Origin of the sequence: Cyanobium sp. HWJ4-Hawea (assembly GCF_024345815.1) — a bacterium.
Classification (GTDB): domain Bacteria; phylum Cyanobacteriota; class Cyanobacteriia; order PCC-6307; family Cyanobiaceae; genus Cyanobium_A.
In genome coordinates, this window is the sequence record NZ_JAGQBV010000005.1 from 18,920 (window position 1) to 34,348 (window position 15,429).

Genomic DNA, 15,429 nt, shown 5'->3' on the forward strand with positions numbered 1-15,429 from the left:
AAACCTTGCTCACTGTTTTTCGGGGAAACAGGGCTGAGTGGCTTGCTGAGGTCCTCGCCGCCCAGCTGAAACTCAATCCACCTGATCCCTTTGAGCAGGTGCAGGTGATGGTAAATACCTGGCCCACCAGCCGCTGGCTGGGGGAGCAACTGGCCGTGGGCCTGGGCGGCATTGCCGCCAACATTCGCTTCCCATTTCCCGGCAGCCAACTGCGCCAACTGGTGGATGGGGTGCTGGCGGCGGCGGCTCCGGAAATCGCAGCGGAAGGAGCGGGCGCGGTGGATCCCTGGCGGGCCAACCGGCTGGTGTGGCCCGTGCTCGAAATTTTGCCGGAGTTGCTGGCTGATCCCAGGGGCAGGCCCCTGCAACTCTGGTGGCAGCAGCATGAGGGGCCCAGCCTGGGCCTGGCCCGCTGGCAGCTGGGGCGCGCCATCGCCGACGCCATCGACGATTACACCCTCTACAGACCCGCCATGGTGGCGGCCTGGGGGCAGGGCAAGTGGGTCGATGGCCGGGGCGAAGCCCTGGCCGAGAACCAGCAATGGCAGCCCCTGCTGCTCGAACGACTAAGGGAACGGCTGGGGGAGCTCCCCTTTGGCCTCAAGGTGCACAAAGCCATTGAGCTGCTGGGCAAAGCCACACCACCGGCCGGGCTACTCCCCAAGCAGCTGCGCCTGTTTGGCCTCAGCAGCCTGGCGCCGATCCAGGTGGAGTTGCTCCAGGCCCTGGGCGGCCACATCCCGGTGGACCTCTACCTACTAACCCCCTGCCCGGACCTCTGGCAGCGCTGCGGCCAACGCCGCGAGCGACTCAGTTCTGCGGTGGCCCTGCGCGACCCCTTCGACAGCAGTTGGTTGCTGGAGGCCCCGGGGCTCGAGGCCCGCTTTGGCCGGCTGGGGGGGGAATTTCAACAACTGCTGGAGGGCACCGGTGAAAGCCAACTGGGCCAATGGCAGGAAAAGGACCTGTTCTGTGACCCTGCGGCGGGACATGGCGGAGTTGGGCCCGCCCCCCTACTGGCCCAACTCCAAAAACACCTGGCCAGGCCGGCCGAATCGCCATCCCTGGAGCGGGCAACCGGCGACAGTTCCCTGGAATTCCATCCCTGCCCAGGGCGGCTGCGCCAGGTGCAAATCGTGCGGGATCGAATCCTGCAACTTCTGGCCAATGACACCAGCCTCCAGCCCCGGGACATCCTGGTGATGACCCCCCAGGTGGACCTATTTGCCCCCCTGGTGGCGTCGGTATTTGGCGACTCGGAAGCCACGGGAGTCCATCTGCCCTGGCGCCTGACCGACCGCAGTCAGCAGAGCGAAGCGGGCATCAGCCGCACCCTGCTGCTCCTGCTCCAACTGGCCAGCGAAAGGTTCACCGCCTCGGCCCTGGAAAAGCTGCTGGAGAGCAGCGCCCTGCGCAGCCACTTCCAGCTCAGCAGCGAGGAGATTGCCAGCCTGCATTTACTGCTCCAGCGCTCTGGCTTCCGCTGGGGACTCGATGGCCAGGAACGCGGTGGAGACGCCACCGGCAGCCTTAGCTGGGCCATCGACCGGCTGCTGCTGGGCTTGGTTTTGCCCCAAACCCCAGGCCTTGCCCCAGCCGAGACGGCCCCCCTGGCCAGCGGCCACAGCCTGGAGCTGGTGGGCCGCTGGTTGCACCTGTTGACCCGGCTACGCCATTGGCTGGTCGAGCTGCGCCGAATCCGCCCAAGCCAGGCCTGGGCCGGCACCCTCCAGGCCCTGTTGGCGGACCTGTTTGGCGATGGCGGCGAACTGGCCTGGGAGCTGCCCCTGGTGCTGGCTGCCATCGACGACTGGCAGCAGGCCGCCGGCGACTTCTGTCTACCCCTGGATGCGGCGGTGGTGGCGGCGGTTTTGGATGAACGACTGGCGGCCGATTCGGGGCGCTTTGGTCACCGCAGTGGGGCCCTCACGATCAGCGCCCTGGAGCCGATGCGGGCCATCCCCCACCGGGTAATCGTGCTGATGGGCCTCGATGCCGGGGTGTTCCCCAGGCAGCGGCCCCGCTCCGGCTTCCACCTAATGGAGAAGCAACGGCTCCTGGGCGACCCCCAGCCGGCCGACCAGGACCGCTATGTGCTGATGGAGGCCCTGCTTTCCGCCCGCAGCCACCTGCTGATCACCTGGAGCAGCCGCGATGAACGCCGCGGTGAGGCCCTGCCCCCCGCCACCCCGATACGCCAATGGCTGGAGTGGCTCCAGGACCATCTCCCCTGCGGCGGCGCCGAGCTCCTGGTGAACCACGCCGTCAACCCCCTCGATCGGAGCAACTTTCTTGCCCATGGCGAACGGCCCCCCAGCAGTTGTGATCGCCGGCTGCTGGAGGCCCGTCGCTGGCTGGAGGGGGCCGGCCTGCAGAAACCGGAGCCCCTGGCCCAGGGCAGCCATGGCGCCACTGGCCCCAGCAGCCCTTCCAGCTATGGCGATCTACGCGAATGGCTGGTGGCCCCCCAGGCCCAATGGTTGGCCCAACTGGGCCTGAAGCCAAGGGAATGGGGAGATGGCCCCAGTGATCTCGACACACTGCAGCTCGATGAACGGCAACGGGCCCAACTGCTGCGCCTGCACCTGGAGGCCAGCCCCGGCCAGCCAATGGCAGCAGCCACTGACCTCGACCAGGCCTACCTGCTGGCCTATCACCGCGGCGAGGGACTGCTGCCCCCCCGCAGCGGTGGATGCCTGGAGGCCAGCACCCTGGCGAACCGTTGGCATGGGCTGGTCGAAAGCCTGGAAGAACTTGGAGAAGCCCAGCAACAGAGCGTTAGCTGGCAAGGCTGGGAAAGCCCGCTGGCATGGCGCGGCAGCTCCCTGGTGTTGGTCCACACCGCCAAGCTGCGGGCCCGCCATGGCCTCGAGCTCTGGCTCCAACTGCAACTGGCAGTGCTGGCTGGCCTGCCCGTTGACCAGGGCGTGGTGATCGCCAGCGGCGACAGGGGTTTTGGAGTGATGCTGCGCCTGCAGGCACCGGTGCTGGCCGGGGCCGAAGTCGAGCTCGAGCGGTTGGATCAGCTGCGCGGCCAGTGGCGCCAAAGCTGCTGGCCGGTGCCACCCCAAAGCGGCTGGACCTATGTCCAGGCCGAGGCCAGTAAACCCGGCAGTGGGGCGGCCAAGGCCATCGGCTGCTGGGAGGGGGGCATCGGCCAACGGGGCGAACGGCAGGAGGCTGAGCAGGCCCTCTGCTTTGGGGTGAGTACCAGCGGCGCGGCGCTGCTGGAGGGGCCCATGCCAGGGCTGGCCCTGGAGTTGCTTACGCCCCTGATGGCACAGCAAGCAAAACCGCAGCAATGAAGAGTGCCATGGTGAAAAGTGCCGTCAGCCCCTTTGATGCCAATGGCTTTCCGCTCGCTCCCGGGCTGCGGCTGCTGGAGGCCAGTGCTGGCACCGGCAAAACCTTTGCCCTGGCCCACCTGGTGCTGCGCCTGGTCAGCGAGGAGCAATTAGGCCTCGGCGAGCTGCTGGTGGTGACCTTCACCGAGGCGGCCGCGGCTGAACTAAGGGACCGCATTGGCCAGCGGTTGAGCCAGGCCCAGGCCTGCCTGGCCGATCCCAGCAGGGAAATTCCCGATCCCGTGCTGGCCAGCTGGCTGGATCACTGGGGCGAATCCGGGGACAGATCCGGGGGCTTGGCCAGTGGTGACTCAACCGCCCTGCAGGCGAGGTTGCTAATGGCCCTTGAGGAGCTCGATAGCGCCGACATCACCACCATCCACGGCTTCTGCCGGCGCACCCTGCAGCGCCAGGCCTTGGAGGCAGGCCAACCCCCCGACCTCCAACTGGAGGCTGAAAGCGGTCCCCTGGTGCGCCAGGTCGCCCACGACTACTGGCAGCAGCAGGTGCTGGCCCTGCCGGAGCACTTACTGGCGGGGCTGATGACCAGCATCAAGGGGCCCCAGGCCCTGGAACCGCTGCTGGCCCAATTGGATGGCGATCCCGCCCTACAGCTAGATCCCCTCCCCCCCGGCCTGGGCCTGGAGGAGCCCCTCGCCCCCCAGCTAGAGGGCCTCTGGCAAGGCTGGTGGCACGACCTCAACCAGCTTTGGCCCCAACGGGGCGCAGAGCTGGAGGCCAGCCTGCGGGCGGCGGCGGCCCATTGGCGCGAGCTGGGCTGCAAGAGCACGGGCAAGTACAGCCCCAAGCCCACCAAGGACCGGCGGGCCCTGCTGGATAGCTGGCTGCAGGGCAGCGACCTAGACAGCCAACAGCGGGGCGACTACGGGGCGATTCGGGGCCAGGAACTGCTTTCGGAATACTTCCACCCGGGCGCCTTTCTGAAGGTGGCCCGGCCGATCGAGGCCCCAGCAAGCGGAGATCTCTCCCTGCCCCAGCCAGAACTGATGGGGGCCATTGCTGCGGCGATGGAAGGCCCTGCCGAAGCCCTGTTGCTGCACGCCTGCCACTGGGGGCGGGCCGAATTAAAGGCCCGCCGCGAACGCCGAGGCCGGCTGGGCTTTGCCCAATTACTGGAGGGTCTTGACCCCGGCGAGCAGGCGAGCACCCCCCTTTTAAGGGCCGTGGGGGAGCGCTACCGGGCCGCCTTGATCGATGAATTCCAGGACACCGATCCAATCCAATGGCGGATCCTGGCCGGGGCTTTTCAGCCAAGCGAGCACAGCATTGTGCTGGTGGGGGACCCCAAGCAGGCGATCTACCGGTTCAGGGGCGGCGAATTGGCCACCTACCTGCTCGCCCGCGAATGCGCCCGCAAAGAAGGCGGCATCAGCAGCCTGCAAAACAACTTTCGCTCCTCCCAGCCCCTGCTCGAAGGTCTCAACCGCCTAATGGCCCCAGGCCTAAGGCGCTCCGAGCTGGAGGTGCTGGAGGTAAGGGCGATGGCCAACAAGGGCACGATCGAGCTTGCGGCAGGGGAGCAACCGCTGCAACTGCTCTGGCTCGGCGCCGATCGCCCCGCCGGCAGCCCGGCCCCCAGCCGTAGCCAGCTGGACCAGATGCTGCCAAAGCGCATTGCCGCCTTCACCGCCCAGCTGTTGGCGCGGCGGCTCGTAATCAGCAAGGCTCACCAAGGAGACCAGGCCGGGCAGGGCGAAATCCTGGGGGCCAATGGCATTTGCCTGCTGGTAGGCACCCACTCCCAGGCCGAGGCCCTGCGCCAGGCCCTGGAGCTCCAGGGCATTGCCAGCCGCCTGGTGAGCAAGGGGGATGTGCTGGAGAGCGAAGGGGCTGGGGCCCTACAGCGCTTCCTCGATGCCCTGGCCGATCCGGCCAATCCCAACCGGCTGCGGCTGCTCGCCGCCTCAGCGCTGCTGGGTTGGAGTGCGGAGCAATTGGCCCGCACCACGGCCGAGCAATGGGGTGAATTGGCCGCGCGCCTGGGTGCCATGGCCGAGCAACTGCCCCGCCGGGGCCTGCTGGGGGTGCTGGGCAGCTTGCTGGAGGAGCAGGGGCTGGCCAGGCTTTCCCTGGGGGGCCGGTTGCTGGCCGACCTGCAGCAAAGCGCCGAGCTGGTGCAGGAATGTCTGCACACCGAAAGACTTGGCCCCGCTGCCGCTGCCGACTGGCTGCGCCGGCGCCGGCTCGATCCCGACCGGGATGTGCCTGAGGCCCACCAGCCCCATAGCGATGCGGTGGATGCGGCCGTTTCCGTGGTGACCGTCCACCGCAGCAAGGGGTTGGAGTATCCAGTTGTGATCTGCCCCTACCTCTGGCAGGCCCCATCAAGCCAGGCGCGGGCTGGCCAAAGGCTGGGGGTCCGCTGGCATCCCCCCGATGCGGCCCTAGGGGCGCCGGTGCTGGATCTCCATCTCAATGGCCACTGGGGCAGGGGCTACCAGGCCCGCAGCCAGCAGCTGGAAGCCGAACTAGCTGAACGGGAACGCCTCGCCTATGTGGCCGCCACCCGCGCCCAACAGCTGCTGGTTTTGGCCTGGGGGCCAGCCCATGGCCAAGGGGGCAATCCCCTTTCCCCCTGGCTATTTAGCCAGGAGCAGGGCGATTGCGACTACACCAGCCGCAGCGATGCCGACTGGCTTGAGCTCTTGAAATTGGAAATGGAGTCGCGGCGAGTTCCAATCGAGTTGCTTACTGGCCCAGCTGCTGGTGCTGCCGCCAGTGCAGCCAGATCCGCAGAACCAGCCGCCGCCCCTACAGAACTGGGCCGGGGCCCGGTGCCGGAGCGCAATTTTGATAGTCGTTGGGGCCGCAGCAGTTACACAAGCTGGACAAAAGGCAGCCATGGCGCCGCACCCCAGGCCCTGGAGGAGGGCCGTGAAACCGACGACCCCAGCCAGGAAGTTGCCCCCCTAGGCGATCAACTAGGTGCCCAAGTAGGTGCCCAAGTAGGTGCCCAAGTAGGTGCCCAAGATTCAACTACCCCCAACTGGAGCGACCAGGGGCCCCTGGCCCAATTCCCCAGAGGTGCCCAGGCCGGCGACTGCCTGCACCGGATCCTCGAGCAAATCGACTACCAGCAGGAGGCGGACCACCCATGCCGTCGTGGGATCTGCGAGCGGGAATTGCAGCGCTCGGGCATCGACATCAACCAGGGCGATGCCGTGTTGCTTGGCCTGCAGCAACTGCTCGACACCCCCCTCGGCGGCCCCCTGGGCCCTTTCAAACTCAACCAGTTGGGGCAGGGCCAGCGGCTCAACGAGCTGAATTTCGATCTGCCGATCGCCCTGGTGGAGGCCCAGGCCCTGGCCGCCTGCTTCGCTGGGCATCCAGGTGGCCAATTTGGGGCCAGCTACGCCAGCAGCCTCGCCCAGCTCTCGGTTGCCAGCGAAGGATTTCTGACCGGCTCGATGGATTTGATCTTCCGTGCGGCCGATCGCCAGGGCCAGCCGCGCTGGTGGGTGGCCGACTGGAAAAGCAACTGGCTAGGCGAAAGGGATGCCAACGGCAAACCGCTGGCCTGCGGCCCTCTCCACTACACAACAGCTGCCATGGCAGGGCTGATGGAGGCAAACCACTACCCCCTCCAGGCCCACCTCTACCTGGTGGCCCTCCATCGCTACCTGCGCTGGCGATTGAGCGATTACGAGCCGGAACGGGATTTGGGAGGTTCGCTCTACCTCTTTTTGCGGGGAGTACCCGGAGCCAGCCCGCAGGCCCTAGCAATCGCCAACAGCGAGCACTTAACGGTGCCCGGGGTATTCGTAGACATTCCGCCCCTGGAGCGGTTGCTGGCCCTGGACCGCCTGCTCGGTAATTCCAGCGCCCGGGGATTGGCGCCATGAACCGGTTCGAACAGGGCAGCAGCGAACAGGCCAGCTGGGTGGCCCCGCTCGCCAACGCCCTCAGCGAAGCCCTACCCCGACTCCATGGCGGCGGGCCAGACCCCCTGGTGGCTGAGCTGATTGAAGCCCTCACCACCGCCTTGGCAGCTGGGGAGTTGGCGATCCCCCTGCCATCGGCTGCCCACCTTCAGGCCTTGCTGGCCTCGCCCCTGGCCCGGGAGCCCGATGGGCCGCTCGTGGTGGAGGCAGACCAGCTGCTCTGGCGCCGCTGGCAGCAACAGCGTCGATCCGTGCTGGACCAACTGGTTAAACGGGCCCAGACAGCCTTAAGCGTCCAGGGCAAACCCGCAGAGCAAGCTTCCAAACCAGCCAGGGCAAGCACCCCCCAGCAGCCAGATCCCCAGCAGCTAAGGGCGGTGAGGGCAGTGCTCGAACACCAGTTGGTGCTGCTTGAGGGGGGGCCGGGCACGGGCAAAACCAGCACGGTGGTGGCGATGTTGGCTGCCGTCAGGGCCCAACAACCCGAATGCCGGATCCACCTGGCGGCCCCCACCGGCAAGGCCGCCGGTCGGCTCAAGGCGGCTGCAGCTGGGTTTCCCTGCAGCACCCTGCATCGCCTGCTGGAAAGCCATGGTGAGGGCTTCCGGCGCAATCGCCGCAATCCCCTAGCCCTGGATTTGGTGGTGGTGGATGAGGTCTCGATGGTGGACCTGGACCTAATGGCAGCCCTGCTGGAGGCCCTGCCCAGTCCGGCTCGGTTGGTGCTGGTGGGCGACGGGGCCCAACTGGCGCCGGTGGGGGCGGGCTCCGTGCTGCTGGAGCTCGATTCAGGCGCCCATCGCCAGGACCTCGGAGCCGCGGCGATCCGCCTAACCACCACCTACCGCAACAACGGAGCCATCGCCGAGGTGGCCGCCAGCCTGCGGCAGGAGAGCACACCCCCAGCCATTGGCCTGAAAGAAGCCACTGGCCTACCTGATCAAACGGCAGCCCTGCTGGCCTCATTGGATGGCACCGCCAACCTGCGCTGGCAGCGGGCATCAACCAGATCCCTGCCTGCCGAGCTGCTGTTGCGTTTGCGCAGCCACCAAAGGCAGCTGGAAAAGCTGGCCAGTGATCAAAAAACCTCCAACCCTGAAGAGCTGCTGGCCCTGCTGGCCAGCCTGCTGGTGCTCAGTCCGGTGCGGCGTGGCCGCTGGGGTGTGGACGAAATCCACCGCGCCCTATTGGGGGAAGCCCTCTTAGCTGGTGCCCAGCGCTGGCCCCTGGGCACTCCGGTGCTCTGCCAGCAGAACCGCGAGGAGCTCGGCCTGGCCAACGGCGATCTGGGCCTGGTGGCGGAGCACGGGGGCAGGCGCCAATTGCTCTTTGCAAGCCATGGGGATGGCCTGCCAATTTGGGTTCACCCGGCCCAACTGCCTGGCGTCCAGCCCGCCTTCGCCCTAACCGTGCACAAGGCCCAGGGCAGCGAAGCCAGCGAGGTATGGGTTCTACTAAGTGACACGGTGCGTCCTAACCAGCGCCTGCTTTACACAGCCCTTACCAGGGCCAAAGATCACGCAGTGCTGATCACCCCGAGCTAGGGCTATATGGATTCAATTGGCAACCGAATTGAACGGCCCTGGGGCTGGTTTGAAAGCCTGGGGAGTGGCCAAGGGCCAGGCAATGAAGAGGGCTATTTGGTCAAGCGCCTGTTGATACGCAGTGGCGCCCGCATCAGCCTGCAACGCCACCGCCATCGCTGCGAGCACTGGGTGGTGGTAGCTGGCAATGGCAGCTTGCAGGTGGCCGACACCAACCTGGAGGCCAGGGCCGGCACCACGGTTTTCATTCCCGTTGGCGCCATCCATCGGGCCAGTGCCGGCAGCCAGGACCTACTGATCGTGGAAGTGCAGCGCGGCATCGAGCTGCGGGAGGACGACATCGAACGGCTGGCCGATGACTTTGGCCGGATGCCGAGTGATAAGATTTGAATCCACCCTTTTCAAGGGCAGGGCAGTTTTCATAAGACCAGGGTGCAATCCGCAGATTGCAAAACAAGCCCTGATTCTTCTCTTCCATTGGGTATCTGCCGGCCTGCGTTTAAGGAACAACTCGGCCAATTAAGCAGGCCCAATTGAACCCCGTGACCGAAATTTCTAATGGCGGCAGCCTTGGCTGTGCCGTCGACGTTGATGCGCGACTTGATAGCGAGTCGACCTCATCTTTGCCAGCCCCAGCCGTAGGGGCTGCGGCCGGTTTTAGCCGTTTTGGCTTTGGCCCTGAATTGATGAAGGCCCTGGTCGATGTTGGCTATCAGGAGCCTTCACCGATCCAAAAGGCTGCCATTCCCGAGCTGATGCTAGGCCGCGATCTGGTGGGTCAAGCCCAGACAGGCACCGGCAAAACGGCAGCCTTTGCCCTGCCAATGCTGGCGGCCCTCGATCCCGAACAACGCAAACCCCAGGTGCTGGTGCTGGCCCCCACCCGGGAACTGGCCCTACAGGTGGCAGAAGCCTTCAACAGTTATGCCGCCCACCTGCCCCATGTGAGGGTTCTAGCGATCTACGGAGGTGCCGATTTTCGCGACCAAATCCATCAATTGCGCCGCGGCGTACAGGTTGTGGTCGGTACCCCAGGCCGGGTGATGGACCACATGCGGCAGGGCACCCTCGATCTCTCTTCCCTGCGGGCCCTTGTCCTCGACGAGGCAGATGAAATGCTGCGGATGGGCTTCATCGACGACGTCGAGTGGGTGTTGACCCAGCTGCCCGAGAAACGTCAGGTGGTGCTGTTTTCAGCCACCATGCCCAACGAAATTCGGCGCATTTCCCAGAAATACCTCAATTCCCCCGCCGAGGTAACGATCAAGCAGAAGGCGTCAGACGCCAGCCTCATCCGTCAGCGCTATCTGATGGTCCATGCACCGCACAAGCTGGCGGCCCTGGAGCGGGTGCTGGAGTCAGAACGCAGTGAGGGGGTAATTATTTTTGCCCGCACCAAGGCGATCACCATGTCGGTGGCCGAATCCCTGGAGCAACACGGCTACGACGTTGCCGTTCTCAACGGCGACGTGCCCCAGGCCCAACGGGAGCGCACGATCGAGCGGCTTCGCCAGGGCCAACTGGAGGTGCTGGTGGCCACCGATGTGGCAGCTCGGGGCCTGGATGTGGAACGCATCAGCCTGGTGATCAACTACGACATCCCCTTCGATTCGGAGGCCTATGTGCACCGCATCGGCCGCACCGGTCGGGCTGGCCGCACCGGTGACGCGATCCTCTTCCTCACCCCCCGGGAGCGCCGCTTCCTAGGGGGCATGGAGCGGGCCGTAGGCAAGGCCATCGAACCGATGGATGTGCCCAATAACGCCACCATCAACCAAAACAGGCTCGATCGCCTGCGCAGCAAGCTCACGGAAAACCTGCAAACCCCGAGCAGCAGCACCGAAGAGTTGGCCCTCCTCAGCGAGATCCTGCAACGGGTTGGCCAGGAGCAGTCCTGCAGCCCTGAGCAGCTCGCCCTGGCGGCCCTGGAGCTCAGCCTGGCTGGCAAACCCCTGCTGATCCAGGGCGAAGACAACTTCGACCAGGTGCGTCAAAACGGTCCTAGCCGCTCCCGCGATGGCGGCAGGGAATTCGGCCGTGATGGCGGCCGCGAAATGGGCAGGGATGGGGGCCGGGACGGAGGTCGTGATGGGGGCCGGGATGGGGGCAGGAGTCCCCGCGGCGAGCGCCCGATGGGCCCGCCGGAAGATCACATGGAGCGCTTCCGCGTCGAAGTGGGCTGGAGAGACCGCATCAAGCCCGGCAACATTGTTGGCGCGATCGCCAATGAAGCTGGCATAACCGGCCGCTCGATTGGCCGCATTCAGATCTTCGACACCCACAGCACCGTGGACCTGCCCAAGGGCATGCCCGACGATGTCTTCCAGGGCCTGCGTCAACTGAGGGTGATGAACAAAGCCCTGCAGATCACCCGCCTAGCTGAATAGGGCCTGCCTAGGAAATGGGGCAGACCTAGGCGCAGAGCGCAGTCGATGCCGCCGTGATCGCCACGGTGGCATTTAGGCCTACCCCAAGGGTTTCGAGGGCCACGATCAAGCCCACCTGGACCTCGTGGGACTCGGTGGCCACAAGGGTTTGCAAAAGATCAAAGCGATCCTGCTGGGCCAGCTCCCCGTCTTCACACCAGGCCAAGCTCCAGGCCGCCGGCAGGGAAGGGGCGAAAGCCGAGTTTATAGCGACCCCCATGGCTCAAGACTCCAAAAATCAGGATTTGCTGACATTGGGCCCATCCTCGGGCCTGGGGTCCCAACCAAATACTCTCTTCGGATTGGCTTCAAGCTTCTCCACAAAAACCGCCTAGGCCCAGACTGCCAAGCAACGATCCAGCGCCAGCGTGTCAGCGTCCAACCACCAGCAACTGGAGAGGCCAGCCCTACAGCGCCTGCTTACAAGCCTGCGTCCGCACCGACGGCTGGTCTGGCTGGCGACCAGCTGCTCGGTGGTCAACAAGCTGTTGGACCTGGCTCCACCGGTGCTGATTGGCCTGGCCGTGGATGTGGTGGTCAAGCAAAACAACTCCTGGCTGGCGGCCTTTGGAGTCCAGTCGGTGCCAGGTCAGCTGGCGGTGCTGGCCGGGCTCTCGTTTGTGATCTGGAGCGGGGAATCCCTATTCGAATACCTCTACGCCCTGCTCTGGCGCAACCTTGCCCAAACCGTGCAACACGAGCTGCGGCTTGAGGCCTACGACCATTTGCAGCAGCTGGAGATGGCCTTCTTCGAGCGGGGCAGCACGGGCCAACTGCTGGCGATCCTCAACGACGACATCAACCAGCTGGAGCGCTTCTTGGATCAAGGGGCCAATGAAATCCTGCAGCTGGTCACCACCGTGCTGGCCGTGGGTGGGGCCATGGTGGTGCTCTCCCCCACCGTGGCAGGGGTTTCCTTCCTGCCGATTCCCGTAATTCTCTGGGGATCGCTGCGTTTTCAAAACAAGCTCGCACCCCGCTACCGGGAAGTGCGGGAGCGCTCCGGCGACCTGGCCAGCCTTTTGAGCAACAACCTGGGCGGCATGCTCACGATCAAGAGCTATGCGGCAGAGGCCTGGGAACTAAACCGCCTCGGCCAGCAGAGCCAGGCCTATCGACTCAGCAACGGCCGGGCGATTCGCCTCTCTGCGGCATTTGTGCCCCTGATTCGTTTCGCAATCCTGTTTGCCTTTATCGCCATCCTGGTGATCGGTGGCCTCCAGGCCTGGCGAGGGGACATCGCCATCGGCACTTACAGCTTTTTGATTTTCATCACCCAAAGGCTGCTCTGGCCGCTCACCACCCTGGGGCGAACCCTGGATGATTACCAGCGGGCGATGGCCTCGACCACCCGGGTGTTGGACCTGCTCGACAGCCCCATCCGCATACCCAGTGGCCAGGCCACCCTGGCGCCCCATCAGGTGCGGGGCAGCCTGCGCTTTGAGGCGGTCAATTTCGCCTACGACGGCCGCGAAACCCTGCTGCAGAACTTCAATTTAGAAATTCCTGCCGGCAGCACCGTGGGGATTGTGGGCGCCACCGGCTCGGGCAAGAGCACGATCGTGAAGCTGCTGCTCAGGCTTTATGAAATCCAGGCTGGGGCCATCTATCTAGATGAACAACCGATCGAAAATCTGCGCCTCGCCGACCTGCGCCGTTCGATTGGCCTGGTGAGCCAGGAGGTGTTCTTATTTCATGGCAGCGTGGCCGAAAACATTGCCTACGGCAGTTTCGAAGCCCCCAGGGCTGCCATCGAAGCAGCTGCTGAGGCCGCCGAAGCCGCCAGCTTCATTGAAGACCTGCCCGAGGGTTACGACACGGTGGTGGGAGAAAGGGGCCAACGGCTCTCCGGTGGCCAACGCCAACGCATTGCCCTGGCCCGGGCCATCCTCAAGGACCCGCCAGTGCTGGTACTGGATGAAGCCACCGCAGCGGTAGATAACGAAACCGAAGCCGCAATCCAGCGTTCCCTGGAGCGAATTACGGCCACCCGCACCACCCTGGTGATCGCCCACCGCCTCAGCACCGTGCGCCACGCAGATCGAATTGTGGTGATGGAGAACGGCCAAATTGTGGAAAGCGGCAGCCACGAGTCCCTGATTCGCCAGCAGGGGGCCTATGCCAATCTCTGGCGGGTACAGGCGGGCCTACGCCCTGACGAAATGCTGGTGGACTAGGTTTTCAGCAATGAAGAGTAGCCAGGCCAAGCGCCGCCGAAAGCGTGCGAAGCGCGGGCCCGTTTTGTTGGCCATAGCCATAGGCCTGGGCGGTGGCCTGGTGTTGGCGGAACCCCTCTCCAACCTGCTAAACGGCAAGGGGCTCAACAATCCTGGCCTGGTCAATCCCTTTACCGCCTGGACAGGCATTGGCAGCCAGGACATCCTGCTAGTTGGCACAGATGTGGGCGGCGGCAATACGGATGTAATTGCAGCATTGAGGGTGGATGGCGACACCACCAGAATCATCCAAGTACCCCGTGATTCCTATATCGAAGCAGAGGGATATGGGCCCAATAAGATCAATTCTCTCTATAGCCTCGGCGGTGTAGATCTCCTAAAGCGCGAACTTTCCCGCAAGCTCGGCCGGCCAATTAGCCACCACATTTTGGTCAATCTGGCATCGATCAGAAGGATGGCCGATGCCATTGGCGGCATCGATGTGGATGTGCCAAAGCGAATGTATTACGTAGACAACAGCCAGGGTCTATATATCGATCTTCAACCCGGAGTCCAGCGGCTAAAAGGTCGCGAACTGGAGGGTTTCCTGCGCTTCCGCCACGATGAAATGGGCGACATTGGCCGCATCGAACGCCAGCAAATTGCCCTGCGCGCCCTTTTCCAAAAACTGACCCGACCAGAGCAGATTGTGCGGCTGCCAATCCTATTGAGTGCGGCAGGCAAGGACCTTAAAACCGACCTGGGGCCCATGGAACTGGGCGGCCTGATCACCGCCATGGGGACCACCCACCTCGAAACCAAGCGCTTAGGTGGGAGGCCCTTTTACCGAGATGGCCTGAGCTATTGGGATGCGGAATGGCCCAAGCCCAGCAGCTCAGCCGCCGAAACCGATCCCAACGCGGATCGCTACAAATTTCTCTTCTAGGTCCAGCTTTTAGGACTGGGCCCCAACCCAAGCATCTTCAAACGACGCGACCACATTGAGAAGTTGGTGACAGGCCATGGCGCGCCGGCCCCCAGTACTGGATAGCAGCACTGCCATGGCAGCGGGATCATCAAAGACATCTGCTTCCGCCGCCTCTAACCTTTCCTGACTTAAGTGAAGACTGGATTGATCGGCCAAGATCCGCCCCAAGCCCGAGCCGCCAGGCCAATGCTTAGACCAGAGCTCCAACCGCGCAGACACCGCATCAAACAGCTCCGCCTCAGCACCCACCAATTTTTGCAAGGCAGGGCTGGAATGCGGAACGGGCGGGAGCCGCAATAGGGTGCGATAGATCGAGATCATTTCACTGAAAAGTTGCTCCTCCAAATCCCATAGGCGATTAAGTAGTTGGCCAGTGCGATCTTCACCAAGCTCGACCAATGCCTCTGGCCGTTTTGCCTGTAATTGAACAATTTTATTCAGCAGCTGGTTGCGGGTGGCGATTCGTGTATCGGCATTCAGTTCATCGCCCCGCCTAAGCAATTGGGCTCGCTCCCTAAAGGCCGCAGCAAAATCATTGAGGAGCTGCTTGGAAATGGCCCCGTGCTGATCCAAGGCCCTGCTAGGCCAAAATGCCCCCACCACCAAAAGGGCAACCAACACCCCCACCAAGGTGTCGACCAGGCGGTATGGGATCCAGCTGTCAAGGTTGCCGGCATGAATGGTCCATCCCATCGCCACCACCAATCCGGCCACCTTGTAGCCAGATAGCAAGCCCAACGCACCTCCAAAGAGCCGGGTGGAGGCAAGCGCCACGGCCACCCCAACGGGTAATGGCACGGCCTGCGCCAAGGTGGAGTAGCTGATAAATACAATCACCCCTCCCAACAGGGTGCCCTGCATCCGTTGAATCGAGGCGATGCGACTTGCCCCCAGCGTGCCGCCCAGGGCGGCACCCACCGCCATCGGCCCGTAATACGGATAGGGCAGTCCGAATGTTATTAGTAGACCGGCAGATAGGCCCACGGTGAGGGCCAGGCGCAGGTCACTTTTAATTATTAGGGGTTTATGGCCCACGGATTGGGGTTTATGCCCGACAGATTGGGGTTTA

Annotated in this window: 9 protein-coding genes; 7 read left to right on the top strand and 2 right to left on the bottom strand. The window is 64.2% G+C overall.

Going from position 1 to position 15,429, the window contains the following annotated elements; all coding sequences use genetic code 11:
- The first annotated feature begins 5 nt into the window (after positions 1-5).
- The 5 genes from KBY58_RS02100 to KBY58_RS02120 all read left to right on the top strand — a co-directional run bounded on the left by KBY58_RS02100 (position 6) and on the right by KBY58_RS02120 (position 11,177).
- Positions 6-3,305, top strand: coding sequence for an exodeoxyribonuclease V subunit gamma (locus KBY58_RS02100; protein ID WP_255002621.1), 3,300 nt, complete (start codon positions 6-8; stop codon positions 3,303-3,305).
- Positions 3,302-7,207 (top strand): UvrD-helicase domain-containing protein, encoded by a 3,906-nt coding sequence (locus tag KBY58_RS02105; RefSeq protein ID WP_255002622.1) that lies wholly within the window; start codon positions 3,302-3,304, stop codon positions 7,205-7,207. Before KBY58_RS02100 ends, KBY58_RS02105 begins: the two co-directional genes overlap by 4 nt.
- Positions 7,204-8,790, top strand: coding sequence for an ATP-dependent RecD-like DNA helicase (locus KBY58_RS02110; RefSeq protein WP_255002623.1), 1,587 nt, complete (start codon positions 7,204-7,206; stop codon positions 8,788-8,790). Before KBY58_RS02105 ends, KBY58_RS02110 begins: the two co-directional genes overlap by 4 nt.
- Positions 8,791-8,796: 6 nt before the next feature.
- Entirely contained in the window at positions 8,797-9,180 is a 384-nt protein-coding gene (locus KBY58_RS02115; protein WP_254933010.1) for a phosphomannose isomerase type II C-terminal cupin domain, read from the top strand.
- Between the two features lie 152 nt (positions 9,181-9,332).
- Positions 9,333-11,177 carry a DEAD/DEAH box helicase gene (locus KBY58_RS02120; RefSeq protein ID WP_255002624.1) on the top strand — a complete coding sequence of 615 codons (1,845 nt, stop codon included), beginning with the start codon at positions 9,333-9,335 and terminating at the stop codon, positions 11,175-11,177.
- 25 nt (positions 11,178-11,202) lie between these two features.
- Here KBY58_RS02120 and KBY58_RS02125 read toward each other — a convergent pair whose 3' ends face one another.
- Positions 11,203-11,436 carry a hypothetical protein gene (locus tag KBY58_RS02125; protein ID WP_255002625.1) on the bottom strand — a complete coding sequence of 78 codons (234 nt, stop codon included), beginning with the start codon at positions 11,434-11,436 and terminating at the stop codon, positions 11,203-11,205.
- 148 nt (positions 11,437-11,584) lie between these two features.
- On the opposite strand from KBY58_RS02125, the gene KBY58_RS02130 reads away from it, so the two are divergent.
- Positions 11,585-13,393 (top strand): ABC transporter ATP-binding protein, encoded by a 1,809-nt coding sequence (locus tag KBY58_RS02130; RefSeq protein WP_255002626.1) that lies wholly within the window; start codon positions 11,585-11,587, stop codon positions 13,391-13,393.
- A 10-nt stretch (positions 13,394-13,403) separates the two neighbouring features.
- Positions 13,404-14,318, top strand: a complete 915-nt coding sequence (locus tag KBY58_RS02135) for an LCP family protein (RefSeq protein ID WP_254933006.1) — start codon at positions 13,404-13,406, stop codon at positions 14,316-14,318.
- A 9-nt stretch (positions 14,319-14,327) separates the two neighbouring features.
- Here KBY58_RS02135 and KBY58_RS02140 read toward each other — a convergent pair whose 3' ends face one another.
- Positions 14,328-15,395, bottom strand: a complete 1,068-nt coding sequence (locus KBY58_RS02140) for an FUSC family protein (protein WP_255002627.1) — start codon at positions 15,393-15,395, stop codon at positions 14,328-14,330.
- Positions 15,396-15,429 lie beyond the last annotated feature (34 nt).

Excerpts from the sequence above, each read along its gene's own strand:
- KBY58_RS02105 (WP_255002622.1), top strand. The coding sequence starts at position 3,302 with ATGAAGAGTGCCATGGTGAAAAGTGCCGTCAGCCCCTTTGATGCCAAT.
- KBY58_RS02115 (WP_254933010.1), top strand. The coding sequence starts at position 8,797 with ATGGATTCAATTGGCAACCGAATTGAACGGCCCTGGGGCTGGTTTGAA.
- KBY58_RS02110 (WP_255002623.1), top strand. The coding sequence starts at position 7,204 with ATGAACCGGTTCGAACAGGGCAGCAGCGAACAGGCCAGCTGGGTGGCC.
- KBY58_RS02135 (WP_254933006.1), top strand. The coding sequence starts at position 13,404 with ATGAAGAGTAGCCAGGCCAAGCGCCGCCGAAAGCGTGCGAAGCGCGGG.
- KBY58_RS02125 (WP_255002625.1), bottom strand. The coding sequence starts at position 11,436 with ATGGGGGTCGCTATAAACTCGGCTTTCGCCCCTTCCCTGCCGGCGGCC.